Genomic DNA, 21,495 nt, shown 5'->3' with positions numbered 1-21,495 from the left:
GACGGCACGACGAAGGGGGCGTCGCACGACCTCGTGCGGCGCCCCCGTCGTCGGGGTCGGGTCAGCTCGCCCGGTAGGTCACCCACTGGTTCTGCATGCGGGTCACCTGGTTGGCGGTGAAGTGGTCCATGCACGCGTCGTCGGAGTAGTCCATGAAGTTGCGGATCGGGTCGAGACCGGGCTTCGCGGGGCAGGTGTCGGCGCCGGTCGGGCAGCCGGAGGCGGGCTGGGCCTCGGCCGGGGTGTCGGCGACGTAGTCGCCGTCCTGGCAGCCGCCCTGGAAGGTGTGGTAGAGCCCGAGCCAGTGGCCGACCTCGTGGGTGCCGGTGTCGCCGAGGTTGTACGGCGCGGCGTTGCCGCCGGGCACCGAGCCGTCGAGGATGACGACGCCGTCCTTGCTGCCGATGTTCCGGGTGGGGAAGGTCGCCCAGCCGAGCAGACCGCCGGCGAGGTCGGCGCTGTAGACGTTGAGGGCGTTCTTGCCGCCCTTGCGCAGGGCGCTCTTCATCTGCGACTCGGCGGTCGAGCCGTGGTCGAGGCCGTTGTACCAGGTGGAGTTCACCGTGGTGTCGGTGCCGGCGAGGGTGAAGGAGAAGCCCGAGCCCGCGTAGGCGTCGTTGAGGACCTTGACCTGCGAGCTGATCTGGGTCGAGGTGAGCTTGCCGTTCGTCCCGTCGGTGATGACGTGGAAGTACACGGGGATGTTCGTCGAGGCGAACTGCGCGGTGCCGGGCTTGCCCTTCGCGGCGACCTTGCCGGTCGGGCTGAGCCGCAGGCCCTTGTCGACGAGGGCGTCCTGGAAGGCGTCCTCGCGGATGTCGACCTGCGCCTGGCTCAGGGTGTGCGGGTCCTTGACCTTGCCGCCCTTGCCGGTGCTGCGGGCGGTCGCGGAGACCTCCTCGTCGCAGTGCTCGTCGGCGTGCGAGGCCGAGACGCGGGAGGCGCCCGCGTCGGCGGCGTCCGCGCCGGCGAGGGCGGGCAGAGCGGGGGCGGACCCGGTCAGGGCCAGGGCGAGCAGGGCGGGGGCGACAAGGGCGCGCGTGGACTTCACAGGCTCTCCATCAGGGGTGACGGGCCAGGTGTGTCCCGGCCGTTACCTCGGACGCTAGGAGCCCGATGGTCAGGGCGGCACCCCGTCTGCACCCAGGAGTTGACAAAGGTTCGGCCAAGCGCTCCCGGGTGCCAGAGGGGTCAGTCCTCGCCGTCCTGGGGGTCGCGCAGACCCTGGTAGATCTCCTTGCAGATCGGGCACACCGGGAACTTGTCGGGGTTGCGACCGGGGATCCACTTCTTGCCGCACAGGGCCGTCACGGGCTCGCCGGACAGCGCCGACTCGAGGATCTTCTCCTTGCGCACGTAGTGCGAGAAGCGCTCGTGGTCGCCCGGCTCCTGCAGCTGCGGGGTGACCTCCGTGCGCTCGAGCAACCCGGTGGAGGTCCCCGGAGAGGTGGGGTCGACGTCGGGCCCGCTCGGGGGCAGTGGCTCGCTCATGGGGGCGAGTCTAGGACGAGGCGCGACGGGGGTCAGCCCCGCGTCAGTTCTGGGTCGGGTCCTCGGGGTAGGTCGAGACCCAGGCCATGACGCCGCGCTGACGACGCAGGACCCGACGCCACAGCGTCGCCGGGTCCGCGTCGAAGACGTCGCCGATCTCGGCGTCGCAGACGAACCAGCCGCCCCGCTCGATCTCGCCGGCGAGCTGCGGGGCGGTCCACCCCGCGTACCCGGCGAAGATGCGCAGCGCGCTGATCACGGGCCACACGCTCTCCTGCGGGGCGTCGAGGTCGACCAGGCCGATCCCGCCGAAGAGGCGCTTGACCCCCACGGGGGGCTCCCCGTCGCCGGGGACGCCGACGAGCCCGACCGCCGAGTCGGTCTGGACGGGCCCGCCCTGGAAGACCTTCTGCGGCTCGCTCGCGCCGTCCTGCCACCCTGGCAGGACGGCGTCGATCGGCGCCTGGACGGGCTTGTTGATGACGACGCCCTCGGCGGACTCCTCGTCATGGGCCAGCACGAGCACGATGCTGCGGTCGAAGACCCCGTCGGTGATCTCAGGGGTGCTCACGAGCAGACGTCCGGCCAGGCTGTCCATGCCTACATCATCACCCGTGACGCGGTCCGCGGCGCTGGCCGCCGCCCCGGTACTGCCCACCGGTGCGTGCACCACGCGGGCCGCCGGTACCACCGTGGCGCCGTGCGGGCCGGGGGTCGAGCAGCTTGCGGAAGTCGGCCTCGTCGATGGGCACGCCGCTCACGGGCGCCGCACCGGCGGCCTCGAGGACCTCGTCGCCGGGGGCCGCCTTGACCGGGCGGGCCTCCAAGCCCGCGTCGGTCGCCATGCGCTCCATCATCTTGCGCTGGTGCGGCAGGGCGAGGGTGACCACGGTGCCGCGCTCGCCGGCGCGGGCGGTGCGGCCCGCGCGGTGGAGGTAGTCCTTGTGGTCCGCGGGCGGGTCCGCCTGCAGGACGACCGAGACGTCGTCGACGTGGATGCCGCGGGCAGCGACGTCGGTGGCGACGAGCACGGGGATCCGACCGGTGCGGAAGGCCCCGAGCACCTTGTTGCGGGCGCCCTGGGTGAGACCGCCGTGGAGGGCCGCGGCGCGGACACCGGACTCGCGCAGCTGCAGCGCGACCCGGTCGGCACCGAGCTTGGTGCGGCAGAAGACGACGGTGCGGCCCTCGCGGTTGGCCACCTCCGCGGTGATGACCTTCTTGTGCTGCGGGTCGATGACGAGGATGTGGTGCTCCATCGTGTCGACCGACGCGGTGGCGTCGTTCGTCGAGTGGGTCACCGGGTCGACGAGGTAGCGCTGGACCAGGGTGTCGACACCCTTGTCGAGCGTCGCCGAGAAGAGCAGGCGCTGCCCGCCCTCGGGGACCTCGTCGAGGACGCGGGTCACGGCCGGGACGAAGCCCATGTCGGCCATGTGGTCGGCCTCGTCGAGGATCGTCACCTCGATGGAGTCGAGGATGACGGCCTCGCGGTCGAGCAGGTCGACGAGACGGCCCGGGGTCGCGATGAGCAGGTCGACGCCCTTGTCGAGCGCGGCGATCTGACCCGTGTAGGACAGGCCACCGGCGACGAGCTTGTGACGCAGCCCGGCGACGTGCACGAGCGGCTCGAGCGAGTCGCTCACCTGCATCGCGAGCTCACGCGTCGGCACGAGGACGAGGGCACGGGGGCGGCGGGGCTTCGAGCGCTCGCCGGAGAGGCGGGCGATCGTCGGCAGGCCGAAGGCGAGCGTCTTGCCCGACCCGGTCTGGCCACGGCCGAGGACGTCCTTGCCGGCCAGGGCGTCGGGGATCGTCGCCTCCTGGATCGGGAAGGGGCTCGAGATGCCCTCGCGGGCGAGCCGCTCGACGAGGCGCTCGGGCAGGCCGAGCGCGGCGAAGCCGTTGTCCTCGGCGACCGTCACGGGCTCGGTGGTCGTCGTGCGGGCCGCGGAGACCCAGCTGTCGGCCTCCATCCGCTCCGCCTCGGCGTCCTGGTGGTGGTCCTGCGAGGTCTGCTCGCGGTCGAAGCGGGGACGGTAGCCCTGGCGCTCGTCTCGGGGACCGCGACGGAAGCCCTCGCGGGACCCGCCCCGGCGGTCGTCGGAGCGGAAGCCGCCGTCACGGCGGTCGTCGCTGCGATAGCCGCCACGGCGGTCGTCGGTACGACGGTCGTCCGAGCGGAAGCCGCCACCACGACGGTCATCGGTACGACGGTCGTCGCCGCGGAAGCCACCGCGACGATCGTCGGTACGACGGTCGTCGCCGCGGAAGCCACCGCGACGATCGTCGGTACGACGGTCGTCGCCGCGGAAGCCACCACGACGGTCATCGCTGCGACGGTCGTCCGAGCGGAAACCGCCACCGCGGCGGTCGTCGCTGCGGAAGCCGCCGTCGCGACGGTCATCGGAGCGGAAGCCACCACGACGGTCGTCGCTGCGACGGTCGTCGCCGCGGAAGCCGCCACCACGACGGTCGTCGGATCGGAAGCCACCGGGGCGGGTGTCCTCGCGGCGCTCCCAACGACGCTGGCCCTGGTCCTCGGCGCCGTCCTTGCGGACGCGACGCGGGCGGTCCTCGGCGGCGCGCACGGGACGCTTGGCGCCGCGGGGGGCGTCATCCGCCGGCTTCTGGCCGCGATGGTAGGGCTTCTTCGGCCCCTTCGTGCTGGCAGCAGCCTTCTCGGCAGCGCTCCAGCGGGCCTTCTTGTTCGGGTTCTTCGCGGGCATGTCAACATCACCTTCTGGCTCGAGCAGACACGTCTCGAGCCACCACGAAGGGGTGACCGCACCAGACGAGTCTCAGGCGCTCTGCGGCGCCCATGGACCGGGCGGCATCCGTGCGGCCCGGCGGTCGTCACGGGTGAGGGATCATCAGCGACCGGGAGCGATCGCGGGGCGCAGCAGTGCGCAGTCCGTGACGACGAAGGTACGAGTCTACCAGCGCCGGGACGGTGCTCCTGACACCCTGCTCAGGCGGCGGGCGACGAGCGCGCCGAGCACCACGCCGACGAGGTCGGCGACGACGTCGAAGGGGTCGCCGCTTCGGGCGGGCAGGGCCAGGCCCTGGACGATCTCGCTCACCGGGGCGTGCACGGCCACGACCGCGGCCACCCACACCCACCGCAGCCCGGCCCAGCCGGCGAGCGCGACGGGCATGCCGAAGACGAGCGCGTGGACCACCTTGTCGGCGAAGGGGATGTCCCCTCCCCCGGCGGGGCTCGGGTCGTAGAGCACGACCAGCTGGACGAGGACGGCGACCCCGGTGAGGACGACGGCCAGAGGCCGCCGACCGGTCTGGACGGGGCGTCCCGTCGTCGAGGTGCTCACGAGCCTCATCCCAGCACACCGGGCCACGCACCCTTCGCCCTCCCCGGGCATGCCGACGGCCGCCCGCTCGAGAGATCTCGTGCGGGCGGCCGTCGGCTGCTGACGTGGGTCACGGTGGTGGAGGTGGCGGGAATCGAACCCGCGTCCACTGGTAGACGAGCAGGACTTCTCCGGGTGCAGTGCGCTATGGATTTTCTCGGCCTCAGGGCTCGCACGCACACGTCCCCTGACAGGCCCAGTCGAGAAGGAGTCCCGCGCAGCGTCCCGACACCGCTGCGCAGCAAGATCTCTAGCTGACGCTGGCTACTGAGCCGAGATCGAGCTCAGACCAACGGACTTCGGGCTCGCTCAGGCGGCGAGGGCGAAGTCGGTGCGCTTGGAATCGGCACCTATTGATGTGCACGGGGCGTTGACGAGATGACCGTGCATCCTCGACCCGCTTCTCCTGCAGGACCGACCAATGTCGAAACCGATCACCCCCGTGAGGGTGTCCACGTCACGCTGTTGAGTTGTGGGGTGAGACTACCGTCCTCAACCGCGGGGCCGCCAACCGCATTCCCCTCCCCCGCTGCCACCAAATGCCCAGGCAGGCCGCCTAGTGTCGAGGAGCACGGACCACCACACCCCAGGAGGCACATATGGGTATCGGCGACAAGATCGAGAACGCGAAGGACCAGCTGGCCGGCAAGGCCAAGCAGGCTGCGGGCGACGCCAAGGACGACCCGGAGATGCAGGCCGAGGGCCAGGCTCAGGAGAGCAAGGGCAACCTCAAGGCCGCTGGCGAGAACGTCAAGGACACCTTCAAGTGATCCTCTGACCCTGATCAGCGCGAAGGGGTGGCCCGCCGACTCGGCGGGCCACCCCTTCGTCGTGCTCGACCCGGTGCGACCGGGCGCAGGTCACTCCCCGCGGTGCCGCCCGAAGACCGCGCGCTCGGTCTCGCGACGGTCCTGGCGCTCGCGCAGGGCGTGGCGCTTGTCGTAGTGCTTCTTGCCGGTGGCGACGGCGATCTCGACCTTGACGACGCTGCCGGAGAAGTACAACGAGAGCGGCACGATGGTCCGCCCGCTCGCGTGGACGGCGGCGTGCAGCTTGTCGAGCTCGCGGCGGTGCAGGAGGAGCTTGCGACGGCGGCGCGGGGTGTGGTTGGTCCACGAGCCGTTGAGGTACTCGGGGATGTGCACGCCCTCGAGGTAGAGCTCGTCGCGGTAGAAGGTCGCGTAGCCGTCGACGAGGTTGGCCCGGCCCATGCGCAGCGCCTTGACCTCGGTACCCATGAGCGCCAGCCCGGCCTCGTAGGTGTCCTCGATGAGGTAGTCGTGCCGCGCCTTGCGGTTGCTGGCGATGACCTTGCGGCCCGCCTGGCCCTTGTCGGCCACCGATCTCACCCGTCCTCGCTCGTTGTACGTCGTGCCCCTGCCGGGGAGCATCACGCTACCTGGCGGCGCGGGCGGGACCTACTCGGTTGTCCGGGGCTCAGAGCCAGCGGCGCGGGTCGACCGGGGTGCCGTTCTCGTAGGTCTCGAAGTGGAGGTGGCAGCCGGTCGAGGTCCCGGTCGTGCCGACGTAGCCGATGAGCTCGCCGCGCTTGACCGTGCCGGAGGTGCGGGCGAAGGCCTGCAGGTGGTTGTACGTCGTCGAGAGCAGCACGCCGCGCTTGACCCCGTGGTCGACAGCGATCTGGTTGCCGTACCCGCCGGCGACGCCCGCCGAGACGATCGTGCCGTCGGCCGCCGCGCGGACCGGGGCGCCGCACGCGCCGCCGTAGTCGCGGCCTGCGTGCAGGCGCCAGTAGCTGAGGATCGGGTGGAAGCGCAGCCCGAACTCGGAGGTGATCGGCGCGTTGACCGGGGCCGCGAGGACCCCCGAGCTCGTCGCGGGAGGCGTCGGGTTGGGGTCGGCGGCCTCGGGCTCCGGGGCTGCGGCGGCCCGACGACGGGCCTCGGCCTGCCGGGCCTGCTCGGCCTCGCGGGCGGCCTTGATCTTCGCGGCCTTGACCCAAGCCTTGCGGGCGCGCTCCTCGAGGATCTTGCCGAGGCGGTCGGACTCGGCGCGCAGACCGGTGAGCCGGCCCTGCTCCTTGGCCCGCTCGGTGCGCAGCGTCTTGGCCTGGCTCGTCTGGTCGGCCTCGAGCGACTCGAGGTCCGCCTCGGCCTCGTCGGCCTCGGTCTTGGCGACCTTCGCGTCCGACAGCGCGGTGCTCGCGTCGTCGCGGGCCTGCTGGGTCTGGTCCTTGAGCGCCTCGAGCCGGTCCTGCTGGGTGACGAGGTCGGCGCGCGAGGTCGTCAGCGAGTCCAGCGAGTCGGACTGGGCCCCGCCGGCGGAGTCGGCGATGACCATGCGGTCGATGACCTCGCCGGGCGACTCGGCCCCGAGCGCGACGGAGAGGTCTCCCAGACCCTGCTGCTGGTAGACCTCGCCGGCGAAGCCCGCGACGTCGGAGCGGGCACGGGTGATCTTCGTGCTCGTCGTGCGGATGTCCTTGCGCGCCTTGGCCTCGTCGGCCTTGGCCACGCGCAGGTCGGCGGCCGCGTCGTCGTACTTGCTCTGCGCGGCGGTCTCGACCTCCTCGGCCTGCTTCGCCTTCGAGCGCGCGGCGGGCAGCTTGGCCCGGGTGATCTTCAGCGAGTCGTAGGCCTCGACGAGCTCGGCGGAGGTGTCGCTGAGGTCGGCCTTCGTCGCGCTGATGCTGTCGTCGACCGTGCGCTTCTTGTCGGCGGGGTCGGGCTCGCCGGCGGCCCACGAGGCCGTCGCGAGACCCGCGGCGAGGCAGACCGCCAGGGCCGAGCTGGTCGCGGCCCGGCTCGTACGGCCGGCCCGGGGTGCGAAGCGCTTCATCGCGTCGAACGATAGCGGCGCCGCCTGGGAGGCGAAGGGAGGTCAGCGCACCCCGCGTGTCACACGGGTCCCAGACGTCCCACGCCGACCTAGACGCGCAGGTATCTCCACAGCGTGATCGTCGAGGTGCCGATGGCGAGCACGCCGACGAGCCCGAAGAGCGCGGGCGCGATGACGAGGACCTCGGAGCTGCTGATGAGCGCGGTGCCCGTCGTCTCCTGGATGAGGTACTCGTCGAAGAGGCTCCACGCCGAGAACCACAGCATGCCGACGGCCAGGCCCGTGCCGACGAGCCCGGCGACGAGGGTCTCGATGATGAAGGGCGTGCGGATCGTGCTGTTGCTCGCGCCGACGAGCTTCATGATCGCGATCTCTCGTCGCCTCGTGAAGGCGGCCTGGCGGATCGTCGTCGCCATGAGCAGCACGGCGCTGACGAGCGTGAGCAAGGACAGCGCGACCATGACGGCCGAGGCGATGTTGATCGCCTGGAAGAGCTTGCTGAAGACCTGCCGCAGGTCGGGCACGCTCGCCACCCCGGGCGCGTTCTCGAACGCCGAGGCCACGGTCTCGTACTGCTCGGGGTCGCTCAGCTGCACGCGATAGCTCGGAGGGATGTCGCCCACGCGGATGTTCTTGCTGAGCGGCGAGTTCTTGTAGTCCTCGCGGAAGCGGTCGAAGGCCTCCTGCTCGCTCTCGAAGTAGACCTCCTTGACGAGCGGGCGGGACTCCTCGAGCTGGGCCTCGATCGTCTCGCGCTGCTCGTCGGTCACCGCACCCTCGGCGCAGTTGGGCTGGCTCGAGCTGTCGGTGCACAGGTAGATCGAGACCTGGACCCGGTCGTACCAGTAGCCCTTCATCGTCGTGACCTGGCGCTGGGCGAGGACCCCGACGCCGAGGAGGTACATCGAGATCATCGTCACGAGGACGACGGAGATGGCGATCGACTTGTTGCGACGCAGGCCCTGCCATGCGTCGACGAGGACGTTGGTCGGCCTCATCGCGCCTCCTCCTCGTCCCAGTCGTCCCACTCGGTGCTCTGCACCGCCACGGGCTCGGCGTCCTGCTCGGCCCGGCGCTCGGCCTCGGCCTGCTCCTCGTCGGGGTCGCGGCGCTCCTCGAGCAGGTCGTCGTCGTCGCGCTCGGCCACCCGCTCCTCGCGGTCGACCGAGTCGACGACCTTGGGCACGTAGCCGCCGGTGGCCTCGTCGCGGATGATGACGCCGTCCTCGATCTCGACGACACGCTGCTGCATGCTGTCGACGATCGTGTTGTCGTGGGTGGCCATGAGGATGGTCGTGCCCGAGTCGTGGATGCGCTTGAGCAGCCGCACGATGTCGAGCGAGGTCGCCGGGTCGAGGTTGCCGGTGGGCTCGTCGGCGAGCAGGACCGGGGGGCGGTTGACGACGGCCCGGGCGATCGCGACGCGCTGCTGCTCACCGCCGGAGAGCTCGTGGGGGAATCTCTTGGCCATGCCGTTGAGCCCGACGAGGTCGAGGGTCTCGGGCACGAGCGCGCGGATCGCGCGGCGCGGGCGACCGATGACCTGCAGGGCGAAGGCGATGTTCTGCTCGACGGTCTTGTTCGGCAGCAGGCGGAAGTCCTGGAAGACCGATCCGATCTGGCGGCGCAGCTGGGGCACCTTGCGGTTCGGCAGCCGGGAGAGGTCGTGCCCGCCGACGAGGAGGCGACCCGTGCTCACCTGCTCCTCGCGGATCGCCAGGCGCAGCATCGTCGACTTGCCCGAGCCGGAGGCGCCGACGAGGAAGACGAACTCCCCCCTCGCGATCTCCAGGCTCACCCCGCCGAGCGCGGGGTGCTGCTGGCGGGGGTAGAGCTTGGTGACGTCTTCGAAGCGGATCATCGCGTGGTACGAGCCTCAGGGGTTGCGCGGGCGGGCCGCTACCGAGGATATGTTGGCCCGGTGGGTGCCCCGACGCACCCCCAGATGTCGGGCGCGTCAGGCCCCTGGTCCACGAGGTGCGGCGAGCTCCAGCTCAGCCGGCGTCGGAGGGTTGCGAGCTCTCGTACATGACGACGGTGGGGCCGTACTGCTCGACGACCTCGACGACGACCTCTCGGCCGGGGAACTGCTCCGCAGCCCGAGCCCGCCAGCACGACGCGACGAACTCGGCGGCCATGTCGTCGACCGCGTCGACCCGGTCGCCGTCGGTCCTCAGCTCGTCCCACACGACGAAGTTGTTGACGGTGCGAGCCAGCGCGGCCCGGTCCTCGCCGAGACGTGCGCGCCACCGGTCGAGGGATTCCGAGCTGTAGCGCGCCTCGATGAGGACCATGCCGTCTACCTCGACGAGCTTCGGCATGCACACCTCCGCAACCGCCAGCAGTCCTGAAGCACGCACGACCTCCTGCAGGTAGAGGTGCGCATCACCCTTCGGCTCGAGCTCCTGGCACCACGCCCTCACCGTCGGGTCGGTCATCGCGTCGAAGTCGGTCATCTGTCCCCATCGCCTGTGTCTCGGTGGTCCAATGATGATCGTTGCTCACCTCTGCCGTCGTGCGAGCACGACATCGCCATCGCCATCGGAGACGACACGCACCAGGAGCCCACCGTCAAGTCGGGCCTCGGCCTAGACATCGATCATGGGCTCCATCGCTCCTCGACGACGTAGAGCGGCCCGTCCTCACGGGCGAGGGAGTAGACACCCACTCTCTGCGTCGCGACGGTCAGCCAGCCCCTGCTCTCCGACACGGCGACGACCGTCTCGCCGACAGCCTCCGCGACGAGGGTCAGATCGTCGCCCGGTGCGACCCGGTCGACGCCACCCGGCGCGGTCGAGGAGGCATGGCCCGGTGACCGGGTTATGTGCGTCTGCCGCGATGATCTCTTCCGCGGTGCCGAAGTACTCCTCGTACCCTTCGACGAACCCGCCGGAGACGAGCTGGCCGAGCGTCGGGAAATCGCCTCGCGCTGTCATGTACTGCACTTCTCAGGGAATCGGGAAGGACGTGATGATCCGATAGCCCTTCGGCATGGACGGATCTCGAACGACCGTTCGCAGAACCGGTCGACGACGAGGCGTCCGCGCCGGGCATGTTGCCTCGGACATCCGTCGCTGCAGGCTCGATCCGCCACCGACGCCTATGCACGCCGTCCTTCGTAGTCGACCTTACGGTTCGTCAGGTCATGGAGCGCCTGCGCCACGGCAGCCCTCTCCTGATCTGCGTCGATGCTGTCCTCGACCTGCAGCTCGGGGTCGGGTTCGTAGTCCTCCATTGCGTAGAAGACTCGCTGGAGGATGTCGTACCTGTCGTCGTCTACCCGGTCGTCGCTGGAGTACAGGGACCAGAACTGCACCAAGAACGCGTCGAGCCGCGCGCCACCGGTGACGAGTTGCGAGAAGAGCTCCCGGTAGGTGGAGTCGGATACGTCGTGCGTCACAGTGACCCTCGCTCTGGATGCTTCTTGCCTCGACCGGCGTGACCTCCCAGCCGCTAACGAACTCACCCGACGGCTAGCGGACGATGACGGACTGAGTGGGCCCTGCGACTCCCGTGCGGCGAGCACCGGCTATGGGCGCGCCCCGCGTCGGGCACTGATGTCTCCCGAGCCGGCGGCCCGTCTTCCCGGGCCAGGGAGCGGACCTGCACCCGCTGAGCCGCGACGGTCAGAAGCACCTTGCTGGCATCACGGCCCGGTCTCTGCCGTTGCTGTCAGACGACGAAGGACTCGGCGGGCCGGCCATGCATCATCTTCGCCTCAAGAGTGTGATGTGCTCTGGCCGGCGCGAGCGTCACCAGCCTCGGTGGAGTCGAACCACGCGACCTCGCCCCAGTTCACATCCGGCTGGGCTGCCCCGAGCCACGCCTCACGAAGCCGCGCGACCGACTCCTGGGGGCTGAGATCCCACGCGACGAACCCTGATCGAGTCAGATCGCCGGCCACCAGCAGACCCTGCTCGACCCCACCCGCGGCAACCTCGATCGCCGCCGCTCTTACGTCAACCGGGTCGGGGTCGTGCCCAGCCTCTTCCGACATGGCCTCGAGGCAGAGCGAGTAGATCTCGACCTCGGCCACCCAGTCGTCCTGGACTGCACTCAAGACCTCATCGAGGATCACCTGTGAATCACTCAACGTGCACCTTCTCAGTTCTCCCGTCCGGGTACTTGATGTCGATTGTCGTCCCACCTGACTTCGAGGAGTCGCGTATGCGTACGACCGTGCCATCGGGTCGCTCGACCACCCTGCCTGGATAACCCTTCGGGTCGACCTCTCGACCCCCGGCCGCGAGACGGTCGAAGAGGTCGCGCGCCTCTTGGTCGCTCTTCACGGTGTAGACGTTCTTGCTCTTACCCGGCGGGAGCTTGTGGACCTCGTCCCGCACCTTCCCATCAGGGATCGGGTCTACCTTCGGCGCGCGCCCACCTCGGAGCTTCTCGATCAGATCGTCGACCTTGGACCGCAGCTCGTCCACCTTGCGCCGCACCCACCCCCCGATCTCGTCGCCCTTCCTCTTCAACCAGGGAGCGGCCTTCTCGAGCAGCTCCTTGGTCGGCTTGCGGAAGCGCCCGAGGAGCTTGCCGATCCCGAAGGGCAGGAAGCCGATGCCCAGCCAGATGAGGTCGTCGAGCGCGGCGAGCGGGTCGTCGAGGAACTTCTCGATCGCCGCCTCGGGGTCGCGCAGGAACCCCGCGACCGCGTCGAGCATGTCGAGGATCGTCATGACGATGCCGGCGACCGTGGCGATCGCGGCGACGATGGCCAGCGCGCCGAGGATCTCCACACCGGCGAGGATGACGACGACGACGATGACTGCGGCGGCGACGACCCCGATGACGATCTGGGCCCAGATCGGCAGGTCGTCCCACCAGTCCCCGATGTCCTCCAGCACGTCGAGGAAGCCCTCCCACAGGCCGCCCCAGTCGATGTCCGGCCAGGAGAAGAAGGCCGGGACCTCCCAGCCCATCCCGTCGAAGGGGTTGCCGAGGTCGGGGAAGTCGAGATCAGGCAGGTCGAGGTGGGGCCACCCCCAGCCGCCGTCGTCACCTCCGCCGCCGCTGCCCTCACCGCCCGAGGCCGCGACCTGGTCCCCGACCTGACGGCGGAGGCCCTCGCCCGCCCCGCGCAGACCCTCGGCGGCCTCGCTCAGTCGCGGCCCCGCGTCCTCCCAGCCCTGCTGGAAGCGGACGACGTCGTCGCCCTCCCAGACCCCGGCAAGCGCCCGGAGCATCGCCGACCCGGAGTCGCGGACGCCGTCCGCCCGGGCGGCCAGCTCGAGCATCGCCCCGGCGACGTCCCGGACCGCGTCGGTCTCCATGCCCTCCCGCAGGCTCATGCCGACCCCCCGAAGGCATCCGCGACGTCGAGCGGGTCCGGCAGGTCCCCGGCGACGAGGCACCGGATCGCGCGCACGAGGTCACCCGGCGCCACCCCCAGCACGTCGAAGCCCCCGCGGTCGGCGCGGACGCAGACGAGACCGTGCTCGGTGACCACCCAGTGCCGCAGGGCGAGCCCGCCGAGCAGCGCCAGGACGTCCTCCCCCGAGGTGGGCCGCGGCCGTCCCGGGGCGAGGGTCACCGTCACCTCTGTCTCGGCCGACGCGGCGAGCGCGACCAGGCGGGGGTCGAGGCCGGGCACTGCGCTCAGCAGGCCGACGACCTCACCCTCGTCGAGGTCGTGGTCCTCGGGCACGTCGTCGAGGGCGGCCGCCACCCCTTCGGCCTCGGCGCGGGCCGGGCGCACCGACTCGCGGGTGGGATCCGTGCGCAGCTCCTCCGTCGTGAGCCACGGGCCCCGAGGGCCGGGCTCGTCCAGGCCCAGGTCGACGAGCGGGACGACGACCGGGCTGCGGCCCATCGCCCCGTCGTCGGCGCGCAGGTCGGCGACGGGTGGCAGGTGGGGCAGCAGCGCCGGGACCACCTCGTCGGGCGGGACGACCTGGACGAGGACGAGGGGCTCGCCGGTCACCCCTTCGTCGCCGGCATGGATCCGGCGGGTCGCCATCACCGCGACCCGCCCGAGGAGGGTGATGCGGGTCTGGTAGCGCAGCGCGCCATGGCGCGCCAGGACCTCGACGGTCGGCGCGGTGCCGAGGGCCGCGGCGACCTGCTGCCACGTCGGGGCGAGACGGTCCCCCTTCGCCATCCCCCGGGCGGCGAGCTCGGCCCACGCCTCGGAGGGGACGTCGGCGCGACGGCCCGCGTCGAGCACGACCCCCCACGCCCTCGCGCTGAGGCGCGTCGCCCTGACCCTGGCCCCTGACCGTGCCCCACCCATGCCGCTCCCCTGCCGCCGTATGACGACGACGCTAGGGGCTCGGGGCGGCGGGCGCCATGGGGAGAGCTCCCCCTTCGCTCAGTCCTCGGCCTTGGCCTGCTCGATGCGCCAGCGCACGCCGGCCTCGATGAACTCGTCGATCTCGCCGTCGAAGACGGCGGTGGGGTTGCCGGTCTCGTGCTCGGTGCGCAGGTCCTTGACCATCTGGTACGGGTTGAGGACGTAGGAGCGCATCTGGTCGCCCCAGCTGGCCTTGATGTCGCCGGCGAGCTCCTTGCGCTCCGCGGCCTCCTCGGCCTTCTTGAGCAGCAGCAGGCGCGACTGCATGACGCGCAGCGCGGCGGCGCGGTTCTGGATCTGGCTCTTCTCGTTCTGCATCGACACGACGGTGCCGGTGGGGATGTGCGTCATGCGCACGGCCGAGTCGGTCGTGTTGACCGACTGACCACCGGGGCCCGAAGAACGGAAGACGTCGATCTTGAGGTCGTTCTCCGGGATGTCGATGGAGTCGGTGCCCTCGATGAGCGGGATGACCTCGACGGCGGCGAAGGAGGTCTGGCGGCGCCCCTGGTTGTCGAAGGGGGAGATCCGCACGAGCCGGTGGGTGCCGCCCTCGACGGAGAGGTTGCCGTAGGCGTAGGGCACGTTGACCTCGAAGGTCACCGACTTCAGGCCGGCCTCCTCCGCGTAGGAGGTGTCCATGACCTTCGTCGGGTAGCCGTGGCGCTCGGCCCAGCGCAGGTACATCCGCATGAGCATCTCGGCGAAGTCGGCGGCGTCGACACCACCGGCGCCGGCGCGGATCGTCACGACCGCGGAGCGCTCGTCGTACTCGCCGGAGAGCAGGGTGCGGACCTCGAGCTCGCCGACGGCCTTGCGCACGGCCTTGAGCTCGCGCTCGGCCTCGGCGAGGGTCTCGGCGTCGTTCTCCTCCTGCCCCATCTCGACGAGCGCCTCGACGTCGTCGATGCGGCTGTCCATGCCGGTGATCCGGTCGATCTCGGCGCGGGCGCGCTGCATGGCCGAGGTGACCTTCTGCGCGTTGTCCGGGTCATCCCAGATCGAGGGGTCCGAAGACTGCCGCTCGAGCTCCTCGACCTGCGCCTGGAGCTTGGGGACGTCGCTCACCTCGCGCACCGAGCTCATCGTCGTGCGTAGGTCTTGGATCTCCTGGGTGAAGTCGACAGCCACGATCAGCAAGAGTACGGCAGCCCCGCCGGGCCGCCCGCCGCTACACCGGTTGGGCCGACGAGGACTGGTCGGGGTTGGAGGCGATGAACTGGTTGAGCCAGCGCGCGTCGGGGTCGCGGTCGACGAGCAGGCTCTTGACGAGCAGGGTGAAGGGGATGGCGAGCAGGGCCCCGAGCGCGCCGAAGACGTAGCTCCAGAAGATGAGGGAGAGGAAGGCGGTCGTCGCGTTGATACCCACGGCGTCGCCGGTGAACTTCGGCTGGAGCACGGTCTGGATGACGAAGTTGACGACGCTGTAGACGACGACCACCCAGACGAGCTTCTCCACTCCCCCGTCGAGCAGGGCGAGCAGCGCCGGCGGCACGAGGCCGATGACGAAGCCGATGTTGGGGATGTAGTTCGTCACGAAGGCGAGCAGCCCGAAGGTCAGCGGCAGCGGCACGTCGAGGGCCATGAGCGCGAGCGCGTCGATGACGGCGACGACGATGCCGAAGGTCGTCGAGACGACCCAGTACTTGCGCACCCGCTCGGCGAAGTCGGCCAGGGCGTCGGCGATGTCGGGCTTGACGACGTGCACCCGGGTGAGCCGCTTGGGGAAGCCGCCGGCGTCCATGGTGAGGAAGAGCATCACCGTGAGCAGGAAGAGCATCGAGGAGGTCAGCCCGGTGAGGGCGTTGGCCAGGCCGCGGGCGATGCCGGAGAGGTCGCGGATGTCGAAGTTCGTCATCGCGTTGTCGATCTGGTCCTGCCCGACGCCCCACCCGATGAGCGTGCTGCGGCCGGACTCGACGAGGTCGTCGAAGGTGTCGCCGTACTTCGGCAGCTCGGTCGCCAGCTTGCCCGCCGCGAGCCCGATCGAGCCGACGAGCAGGAAGAGCAGACCGTAGAGGAGCAGGAGCATGACGACGGCGCCGAGGGCACGGGGCAGCACGGCGGCGATGGCCCGGTAGACCGGGTAGACGGCGATGATGAGGGTGATCGCGAGGAAGGTCGGCGCGATGATCGAGGCCACGGACTTCAGCCCCCCGATGGCGACGACCGCCCCGGCGATGCCGATGAGCAGGGTGAGCGTCGGGGGCAGGACGGTGCGGATCTCCCGGCGCGGGGGCTTCGGGTGCTCGTGCTCCCGGTCGACGGTGGCGACCTCCGCGACGGGGACCGTGTCCTCCCCCTTCGCCGGCTCGGTCTCGACGCTCCCGTCCGTCCGGTGGGCGACCTCGTCCGCCGGCTCAGCGGGCTTGTCGGGGTCGGGCGTGGTCGTCACGGGGCGCCTCACAGGTCGGGTCAGGGCGAAGGGGTGTCCGCCACGGCGATTGTGACCGACACCCCCGACCGCGCGCACCCGGGTCCCGGTGATCGCTGGTTCGAAGAGGAGCTGTCACCTCGACGTGACTCCCTCTTCGAGTCAGAGGTCGCGGACGAAGGTCCACTCCCCCGGCAGGTCGCCGAGGTCCCGCTCGACCTCGAGCGCCGAGTACACCCGCTGCATGACGAAGCTCATCCCGTCGGCCCCGCGGTGGCCGAAGGCCGCCCTGGCTCCGGGGCCGGCGCGGCGCACCGCCTCGCGCAGCTCGTCCTCGCTCACCACCCACCACGCGTACGGGACCCCGTCGCGCTCGAAGACGACCCGCCGCCCGACATAGCGGGCCTCACGCTCGCCGTCCTCCTCGAGACCCTCGATGAGGCGGTCGATCGTCGCCGTCACGGCGCAGCCGCCGGGACGCGTGCCTGCGCCCTGGACTCGACGGTCACGGTGACGGAGCCGCCGAGCTCGCGGATGAGCCCGCCGACGAGCGGGAGGTCGGCCTCTCCGGTGAGTCGCACGACGGCAGTCTGCCCGTCCGCTGCGCCGGTGCCCGGCGCGACCTGCCACGACCTCAGGCCGGCGGGCATCTCGCGGCCGGCGAGCGTCTCGGCCGCGGTGCGCTGCACCGCCTCGTCGCTCACCGGGACGACCTGGTCGATGCCCTCGGAGTAGATGCTCGCCTCGTCCTCGTCGGCCGCGTCGAGAGCGGCGGTGTCCGCCGCGTCGAGCAGGCGCATGCGGGTGACCTGCACCGAGGTGACGGCCATGGCACCGAGGATCAACGTCAGTGCGATGACGGTGAGGCCGAGGACGAGGAGCGAGAGCTGGCCGTCCTCCCCCTTCGCCCGTCGCACCGAAGCCCGCCACAGCGCGCTCATCCGGTCCGCACCTCGTAGCGCGGCACGACGGAGATCTGGGTGGCGCTCACCGGCACCTCGAGGGGGATGACGTCGCGGGCGAAGGTGGGGACGAGCGGGAGGGGGACGCTCACCGTGGCGGTGGAGCGGATCTCGCCCTCGGGGGTCAGGCAGGGCGTCTGCGTGCACGTCACCTGCAGCTGCCCCTCGCCGGCGAAGCCCTGGTCCTCGAAGGCGATGTCCGCAGCGGCCGCGGCCCGCGCGGGCGCAGCGTCCTCTGACGTCGAGGTGACGAAGGCTCGGCCCGACTCGCGCGCCGCCTGGGTCACTGCGTACGTCCCGGCCTGCAGCCGCGCGAGCATGAGGACGAGGTAGATGAGGGGGACGAGCAGCACGACGGCGAGGGTGACGAACTCGACGACGGCCGACCCCCTGTCGTCCGCGGCCCGGTCGCGCAGGACACGTCCCACCTCGCGCAGCCGGCACCCCGGTCTCATTGGTTCTCCACGAACGCACGACCGGTGACGTCGAGGGCGCCGTCGGGTCCGAGCGGTCCGATGACGGGCAGGGGTGCGCTCACCCGCACGACGACCACCTGCACCCCGGCGGCGGTCTGCTCGGTCGTCACGCTGACGTCGTCGGCATAGCTGTCGGAGATCGAGCGGCTGATGAGGTCCCGGGTCCGGTCGGCGCCTGCGTCAGGGCTGGAGCCGATCTTGGCCCCATGACGTGCGCCCTCGGACGCGCACGAGATGAGGGTGTTGCGGATGTGCAGCGCCGCACCCAGCTGGAGGACGGCGACGAAGACGAGCGCGAGCAGGCCCGACGTCAGCGCGAAGTCGACGACGGCCGCACCGGTCTCGTCGCGCAGCCGTCTCATCGGGGGTCGTCGGGACCCGTGACGCCGCTGAGCGCGTCCTCGAAGATCGTCTGCAGCTGGTCACCCGCGATGGCCCACAGCCCGACGACGAGCGCCGCCGTCATGAGCGTGATGAGGACCCAGCCGGGCACGTCGCCGCGCTCGCTGCGGGTCGCGGCGGCAGCGCGGGCCGCCGATGCGCGCAGGGCCTGGTGCCCGCGGATGAGGTGTGCGGTCATGATCTGTGCCTCCCTGTCGGTGCCCGGTCGGGCGGTGGTGCTGTCGTGCATGCCTGGGTCACATCTCGAAGCGGAAGAACTCGATGCCGGGGAAGATCGCGAAGAGGATGGTGATGGGCAGGACGAGGAAGACGACCGGCACCATCATCGCGATCTCCTTCTTCCCACCCTCCTCCATGAGCTGGCGCCGCCCCTCTTCGCGGACGTCCTGCGCCTGGGCCCGCAGCACGTCGGCCAGCGGCGTGCCCCGCTCGACGGCGATGACGATCCCGTCGACGAAGCGGGCCAGGCTCGTCAGGCCGGTGCGGTCGGCCAGCCCCTGCAGCGCCTGCGGCAGGTTGGCCCCGGCGCGTGCGTCGGCAAGGCAGGTCCGCAGCTCGTCGGCCAGCTCGCCGTGCGACATCCGGCCGACGCGCTCGAGCGCCCCGACCGCGCCCTCCCCGGCACCGACCGCGAGCGCCAGGAGCTCGGCCACGGTCGGGAACTCGGTGAGCATGCGCTGCTCCCGACGGGTGGCGGCGCGGGTGAGCATCGTGTCACGGGCGAGGACACCGACGCAGAAACCGAGACCGACGAGGGCGACGAGCACGACCCACGACGAGCCCCGGGCCGCCACCGACAGGACGCCGACGGCTCCCCCGCCGACGGCGAAGACGACCCCGGTGAGCACCTGCTCGGCCCGGAACTGGTCGGTGTCGGGCTCCCGACCGGCGCGCAGCAGCCGGCGGCGCACCGACGCGTTGCCCCCGACGACCCGCTCGACCCGCCCTGCCGCGGAGATCACGAGAGGACGCAGCAGCGCCGGGACGGCCCCGGTGACGCCCACCCCCTTCGGCATGAGCAGGCGCGACGGGCGCGGCGTGTCCCTCAGGTAGGGGGCGATGCGGTCGTCGAGGGTCGCGCGCCGGTGACGCGGCAGCCCCTGGTGCACGAGGAGCACCCCGAGGGCGAAGACCAGGCCGAGCAGGGCGCCGCTGCGCCCCAGCCCGACGTCGTGGAGCAGCTCGCTCATCGCAGCACCCGGGCTTCCTCGGGCAGCCGTCCGAGCCGCATCATCAGCCGGTACGCGAGCACCGACGAGATCGCGCCGAAGGCGAGCACGACGGCCCCGGCACGGCTGTCGTACGCGGCGACCGACTCGGGCCTCGTGCACAGCAGCGCGAGGACGACCCACGGGGCGGCCACCGCGAGGCGGGCCGCGTTGACCGTCCACGACTGCCGCGCCTCGAGCTCGGCACGGGTGCGCGCGTCCTCGCGCAGGAAGGTGCTCAGGGTCCGCAGCAGCGACCCGAGATCGGTGCCGCCGACCTCGCGCGCGATGCGCAGCGACTCGACGATCCGGTCGCCGACGGGGTCGGCGAGACGGTCCTTGAGACGGTCGAGGGCCTCGGCGAAGCGCCCGCTCGTGCGGTAGTCGTTCGCGAAGTCGGCGAAGGCGGGACGCAGCTCCTCGGGACCGCGGTGAGCGAGCTGAGCGAGGGCCTCCGGCAGCGCCATCCCCGCGCGCACGGCTGACGTGATGTTGTCGACGACGTCGGGCCACAGGTCGCGCAGCTGGGCGCGTCGTGCCCGGGCCCGCATCCGCACCGTGGCGAAGGGGACCCACGCGGCCATCGCCGCGAAACACAGGGAGACCGTGAGCACGGTGGTGAGCACGAGGACGAGCAGCAGGGCGGCGCCGCCGAGGAGGAGGCAGGACGCGACGAGCACCTGCGGGGACACCGTGTGGTACCCCGCCTGGGCGAGCTCGTCGCGCAACCGGTCCATGACGACGGACTCACGACGTCGCCGCGGTGTGCGCGGCCAGGTCGACCACCAGATGCAGAAGAGCCCGCACCCTAGTAGCAGGCCGACGAGGACCCCGGTCATGCCTCGCTCCTGGCGAGGATGCCGGCGATGTCGTACCCGGCACGCTCGAAGCGGTCGCGGTGCGGCGGGAAGCCGTCGGCGCGCACGAGCCGCCCGTCACGCTGGGTGAAGATGTCGGCGGTCTCGACGACGTCGGCCTCGACCCGGCCGGGCAGGGCGACGATCTCGCGGACGCGCCGGACCCCGTCGCCCTCCAGCGCGGCGTGGACGACGACGTCGATCGAGGAGGCCACGGTCGGCACGACGAACTTCGCGCCGACGTTCTCCCCGGCGAGGAGCGGCAGGGTGCACATCTTCGTCACCGCCTCGCGCGCGCTGTTCGCGTGGATCGTGCACATCCCGGGCAGCCCGGAGTTGAGGGCGATGAGCAGGTCGAGGCTCTCGGACTGGCGCACCTCGCCGACGATGATGCGGCTGGGCCGCATCCGCAGGGCCTCCTTGACGAGGCGCCGCAGCGGCACCTCGCCCGTGCCCTCGAGGCTGGGCTGGCGGCACTGCATCGCGGCGACGTCGCGCAGCGGCAGCTTGAGCTCGAAGACCTCCTCGCAGGTCACGACCCGCTCGCGGGCGGGGATCGCCGCGGCGAGGCAGTTGAGCAGGGTCGTCTTGCCCGCCTGCGTGCCGCCGGCGACGAGGACGTTGAGCCCCGACGCGACGGCGGCCTGCAGGAAGGTCGATGCGTGCTGCGTCAGCGTGCCGAGACGGACGAGGTCGTCGAGGTGGTCGGCCTTGACGACGAACTTGCGCACGTTGACGAGCCAGTGCTCGCGGCTGATGTCGGGGATCGTCACGTGGAGGCGGCTGCCGTCGGGCAGCACCGCGTCGACGAAGGGGGACGACAGGTCCACCCGTCGGCCGGAGGACTTGAGCATCTTCTCGACGAGGTCTCGCACCCCGTCGGCGGTGAGGATCGTGCTCGTCAGCTCGGCGATCCCCTGGCGTGCTACGAAGACCTGGCTCGGGGCGTTGATCCAGATCTCCTCGACCTCCGGGTCGTCGAAGTACTGCTGCAGCGGGCCGAAGCCGGCCACCGCGTCCATGACCTGCTTGACCGCCGCCTCGAAGTTGCCGAGCAGCGGCAGGCCCCCGTGCATCGAGCGCTCGTCGTAGTCGGTCACCGCCTCGCGCACGAGCTCGCTCACGGACCGGTGGTCGCGCACGGGGTCCACCCCGCTGCGCCGGATCAGCTCCCTGACCTCTGCCTCGACGACCGCGTGCGCCTCCACGCCATCCCCTTCCGCTGCGTCCCCGTCTCCCCACGGCCCCCCGGCCGATCACAAG

25 protein-coding genes and 1 other RNA gene are annotated in these 21,495 nt (G+C 71.2%); 1 reads left to right on the top strand and 25 read right to left on the bottom strand.

Annotation, left to right across the window (positions count from 1 at the left end; translation table 11 throughout):
* Positions 1-61 precede the first annotated feature (61 nt).
* The 6 genes from L6241_RS08415 to ssrA all read right to left on the bottom strand — a co-directional run bounded on the left by L6241_RS08415 (position 62) and on the right by ssrA (position 5,301).
* Positions 62-1,051, bottom strand: a complete 990-nt coding sequence (locus L6241_RS08415) for a zinc metalloprotease (RefSeq protein WP_368245727.1) — start codon at positions 1,049-1,051, stop codon at positions 62-64.
* A gap of 140 nt (positions 1,052-1,191) precedes the next feature.
* A complete protein-coding gene (locus L6241_RS08410) occupies positions 1,192-1,491 on the bottom strand; it encodes a DUF3039 domain-containing protein (protein WP_251718545.1) in 300 nt (99 codons plus the stop codon).
* A gap of 43 nt (positions 1,492-1,534) precedes the next feature.
* Complete coding sequence (locus L6241_RS08405) at positions 1,535-2,089, bottom strand: YqgE/AlgH family protein (RefSeq protein WP_368245725.1); 555 nt, start codon at positions 2,087-2,089, stop codon at positions 1,535-1,537.
* A 10-nt stretch (positions 2,090-2,099) separates the two neighbouring features.
* The gene (locus tag L6241_RS08400) at positions 2,100-4,220 is read right to left on the bottom strand and encodes a DEAD/DEAH box helicase (protein ID WP_368245724.1); all 2,121 of its coding nucleotides are present in this window, start codon (positions 4,218-4,220) and stop codon (positions 2,100-2,102) included.
* Positions 4,221-4,427: 207 nt separating this feature from the next.
* The gene (locus L6241_RS08395) at positions 4,428-4,820 is read right to left on the bottom strand and encodes a VanZ family protein (protein ID WP_251718548.1); all 393 of its coding nucleotides are present in this window, start codon (positions 4,818-4,820) and stop codon (positions 4,428-4,430) included.
* A 115-nt stretch (positions 4,821-4,935) separates the two neighbouring features.
* Positions 4,936-5,301, bottom strand: a transfer-messenger RNA (tmRNA) gene (ssrA, locus tag L6241_RS08390).
* A gap of 157 nt (positions 5,302-5,458) precedes the next feature.
* Here ssrA and L6241_RS08385 point away from each other — a divergent pair.
* On the top strand, positions 5,459-5,629 hold the full coding sequence (locus L6241_RS08385; RefSeq protein ID WP_068273614.1) for a CsbD family protein: 171 nt from the start codon (positions 5,459-5,461) through the stop codon (positions 5,627-5,629).
* Between the two features lie 90 nt (positions 5,630-5,719).
* Here the strand turns inward: L6241_RS08385 and smpB are convergent, their stop codons facing one another.
* From smpB to L6241_RS08290, 19 genes are all read right to left on the bottom strand, one after another.
* Complete coding sequence (smpB, locus tag L6241_RS08380; protein ID WP_236571966.1) at positions 5,720-6,199, bottom strand: SsrA-binding protein SmpB; 480 nt, start codon at positions 6,197-6,199, stop codon at positions 5,720-5,722.
* Between the two features lie 97 nt (positions 6,200-6,296).
* Complete coding sequence (locus tag L6241_RS08375; RefSeq protein WP_368245721.1) at positions 6,297-7,658, bottom strand: peptidoglycan DD-metalloendopeptidase family protein; 1,362 nt, start codon at positions 7,656-7,658, stop codon at positions 6,297-6,299.
* An 89-nt stretch (positions 7,659-7,747) separates the two neighbouring features.
* Positions 7,748-8,656, bottom strand: a complete 909-nt coding sequence (ftsX, locus tag L6241_RS08370; RefSeq protein ID WP_251718551.1) for a permease-like cell division protein FtsX — start codon at positions 8,654-8,656, stop codon at positions 7,748-7,750.
* Positions 8,653-9,519 carry a cell division ATP-binding protein FtsE gene (gene ftsE / locus L6241_RS08365; RefSeq protein WP_251718552.1) on the bottom strand — a complete coding sequence of 289 codons (867 nt, stop codon included), beginning with the start codon at positions 9,517-9,519 and terminating at the stop codon, positions 8,653-8,655. The genes ftsX and ftsE overlap by 4 nt, the downstream gene beginning before the upstream one ends.
* A 133-nt stretch (positions 9,520-9,652) precedes the next feature.
* Positions 9,653-10,114, bottom strand: a complete 462-nt coding sequence (locus L6241_RS08360) for a hypothetical protein (protein WP_368245719.1) — start codon at positions 10,112-10,114, stop codon at positions 9,653-9,655.
* Between the two features lie 644 nt (positions 10,115-10,758).
* Positions 10,759-11,058, bottom strand: a complete 300-nt coding sequence (locus tag L6241_RS08355; RefSeq protein ID WP_252974954.1) for a hypothetical protein — start codon at positions 11,056-11,058, stop codon at positions 10,759-10,761.
* Positions 11,059-11,376: 318 nt separating this feature from the next.
* On the bottom strand, positions 11,377-11,736 hold the full coding sequence (locus tag L6241_RS08350) for a hypothetical protein (protein ID WP_251718556.1): 360 nt from the start codon (positions 11,734-11,736) through the stop codon (positions 11,377-11,379).
* Positions 11,737-11,743: 7 nt separating this feature from the next.
* Positions 11,744-12,952, bottom strand: coding sequence for a WXG100 family type VII secretion target (locus L6241_RS08345; RefSeq protein WP_368245716.1), 1,209 nt, complete (start codon positions 12,950-12,952; stop codon positions 11,744-11,746).
* On the bottom strand, positions 12,949-13,827 hold the full coding sequence (locus L6241_RS08340) for a hypothetical protein (protein ID WP_368245714.1): 879 nt from the start codon (positions 13,825-13,827) through the stop codon (positions 12,949-12,951). Before L6241_RS08340 ends, L6241_RS08345 begins: the two co-directional genes overlap by 4 nt.
* Positions 13,828-13,971: 144 nt before the next feature.
* Positions 13,972-15,084, bottom strand: coding sequence for a peptide chain release factor 2 (gene prfB / locus L6241_RS08335; protein WP_252974957.1), 1,113 nt, complete (start codon positions 15,082-15,084; stop codon positions 13,972-13,974).
* A 40-nt stretch (positions 15,085-15,124) separates the two neighbouring features.
* Positions 15,125-16,348, bottom strand: a complete 1,224-nt coding sequence (locus L6241_RS08330; protein WP_368245712.1) for an AI-2E family transporter — start codon at positions 16,346-16,348, stop codon at positions 15,125-15,127.
* A 141-nt stretch (positions 16,349-16,489) separates the two neighbouring features.
* Complete coding sequence (locus L6241_RS08325) at positions 16,490-16,789, bottom strand: hypothetical protein (protein ID WP_368245710.1); 300 nt, start codon at positions 16,787-16,789, stop codon at positions 16,490-16,492.
* Positions 16,786-17,268 (bottom strand): pilus assembly protein TadG-related protein, encoded by a 483-nt coding sequence (locus L6241_RS08320; protein ID WP_368245709.1) that lies wholly within the window; start codon positions 17,266-17,268, stop codon positions 16,786-16,788. The genes L6241_RS08325 and L6241_RS08320 overlap by 4 nt, the downstream gene beginning before the upstream one ends.
* Positions 17,265-17,744 (bottom strand): TadE/TadG family type IV pilus assembly protein, encoded by a 480-nt coding sequence (locus L6241_RS08315; protein WP_368245707.1) that lies wholly within the window; start codon positions 17,742-17,744, stop codon positions 17,265-17,267. The genes L6241_RS08320 and L6241_RS08315 overlap by 4 nt, the downstream gene beginning before the upstream one ends.
* Positions 17,741-18,127 carry a TadE/TadG family type IV pilus assembly protein gene (locus tag L6241_RS08310; protein ID WP_368245705.1) on the bottom strand — a complete coding sequence of 129 codons (387 nt, stop codon included), beginning with the start codon at positions 18,125-18,127 and terminating at the stop codon, positions 17,741-17,743. The genes L6241_RS08315 and L6241_RS08310 overlap by 4 nt, the downstream gene beginning before the upstream one ends.
* A complete protein-coding gene (locus L6241_RS08305) occupies positions 18,124-18,345 on the bottom strand; it encodes a hypothetical protein (RefSeq protein ID WP_068274296.1) in 222 nt (73 codons plus the stop codon). Before L6241_RS08305 ends, L6241_RS08310 begins: the two co-directional genes overlap by 4 nt.
* Positions 18,346-18,403: 58 nt before the next feature.
* The gene (locus tag L6241_RS08300) at positions 18,404-19,357 is read right to left on the bottom strand and encodes a type II secretion system F family protein (protein WP_251718564.1); all 954 of its coding nucleotides are present in this window, start codon (positions 19,355-19,357) and stop codon (positions 18,404-18,406) included.
* Positions 19,354-20,214 carry a type II secretion system F family protein gene (locus L6241_RS08295; protein ID WP_123091041.1) on the bottom strand — a complete coding sequence of 287 codons (861 nt, stop codon included), beginning with the start codon at positions 20,212-20,214 and terminating at the stop codon, positions 19,354-19,356. Before L6241_RS08295 ends, L6241_RS08300 begins: the two co-directional genes overlap by 4 nt.
* A complete protein-coding gene (locus L6241_RS08290) occupies positions 20,211-21,440 on the bottom strand; it encodes an ATPase, T2SS/T4P/T4SS family (RefSeq protein ID WP_251718565.1) in 1,230 nt (409 codons plus the stop codon). Before L6241_RS08290 ends, L6241_RS08295 begins: the two co-directional genes overlap by 4 nt.
* Positions 21,441-21,495: the final 55 nt, after the last annotated feature.

Source organism: Janibacter sp. Y6 (assembly GCF_040900765.1).
Taxonomy (GTDB): domain Bacteria; phylum Actinomycetota; class Actinomycetes; order Actinomycetales; family Dermatophilaceae; genus Marihabitans; species Marihabitans melonis.
This window is presented reverse-complemented; position numbering and strand designations above follow the sequence as displayed.

Coding starts and splice junctions, on each gene's coding strand:
- L6241_RS08410 (WP_251718545.1), bottom strand. CDS start 1,491: ATGAGCGAGCCACTGCCCCCGAGCGGGCCCGACGTCGACCCCACCTCT.
- L6241_RS08405 (WP_368245725.1), bottom strand. CDS start 2,089: ATGGACAGCCTGGCCGGACGTCTGCTCGTGAGCACCCCTGAGATCACC.
- L6241_RS08400 (WP_368245724.1), bottom strand. CDS start 4,220: ATGCCCGCGAAGAACCCGAACAAGAAGGCCCGCTGGAGCGCTGCCGAG.
- L6241_RS08385 (WP_068273614.1), top strand. CDS start 5,459: ATGGGTATCGGCGACAAGATCGAGAACGCGAAGGACCAGCTGGCCGGC.
- L6241_RS08375 (WP_368245721.1), bottom strand. CDS start 7,658: ATGAAGCGCTTCGCACCCCGGGCCGGCCGTACGAGCCGGGCCGCGACC.
- ftsX (WP_251718551.1), bottom strand. CDS start 8,656: ATGAGGCCGACCAACGTCCTCGTCGACGCATGGCAGGGCCTGCGTCGC.
- ftsE (WP_251718552.1), bottom strand. CDS start 9,519: ATGATCCGCTTCGAAGACGTCACCAAGCTCTACCCCCGCCAGCAGCAC.
- L6241_RS08360 (WP_368245719.1), bottom strand. CDS start 10,114: ATGACCGACTTCGACGCGATGACCGACCCGACGGTGAGGGCGTGGTGC.
- L6241_RS08345 (WP_368245716.1), bottom strand. CDS start 12,952: ATGAGCCTGCGGGAGGGCATGGAGACCGACGCGGTCCGGGACGTCGCC.
- L6241_RS08320 (WP_368245709.1), bottom strand. CDS start 17,268: ATGAGCGCGCTGTGGCGGGCTTCGGTGCGACGGGCGAAGGGGGAGGAC.
- L6241_RS08315 (WP_368245707.1), bottom strand. CDS start 17,744: ATGAGACCGGGGTGCCGGCTGCGCGAGGTGGGACGTGTCCTGCGCGAC.
- L6241_RS08310 (WP_368245705.1), bottom strand. CDS start 18,127: ATGAGACGGCTGCGCGACGAGACCGGTGCGGCCGTCGTCGACTTCGCG.
- L6241_RS08305 (WP_068274296.1), bottom strand. CDS start 18,345: ATGACCGCACACCTCATCCGCGGGCACCAGGCCCTGCGCGCATCGGCG.
- L6241_RS08300 (WP_251718564.1), bottom strand. CDS start 19,357: ATGAGCGAGCTGCTCCACGACGTCGGGCTGGGGCGCAGCGGCGCCCTG.
- L6241_RS08295 (WP_123091041.1), bottom strand. CDS start 20,214: ATGACCGGGGTCCTCGTCGGCCTGCTACTAGGGTGCGGGCTCTTCTGC.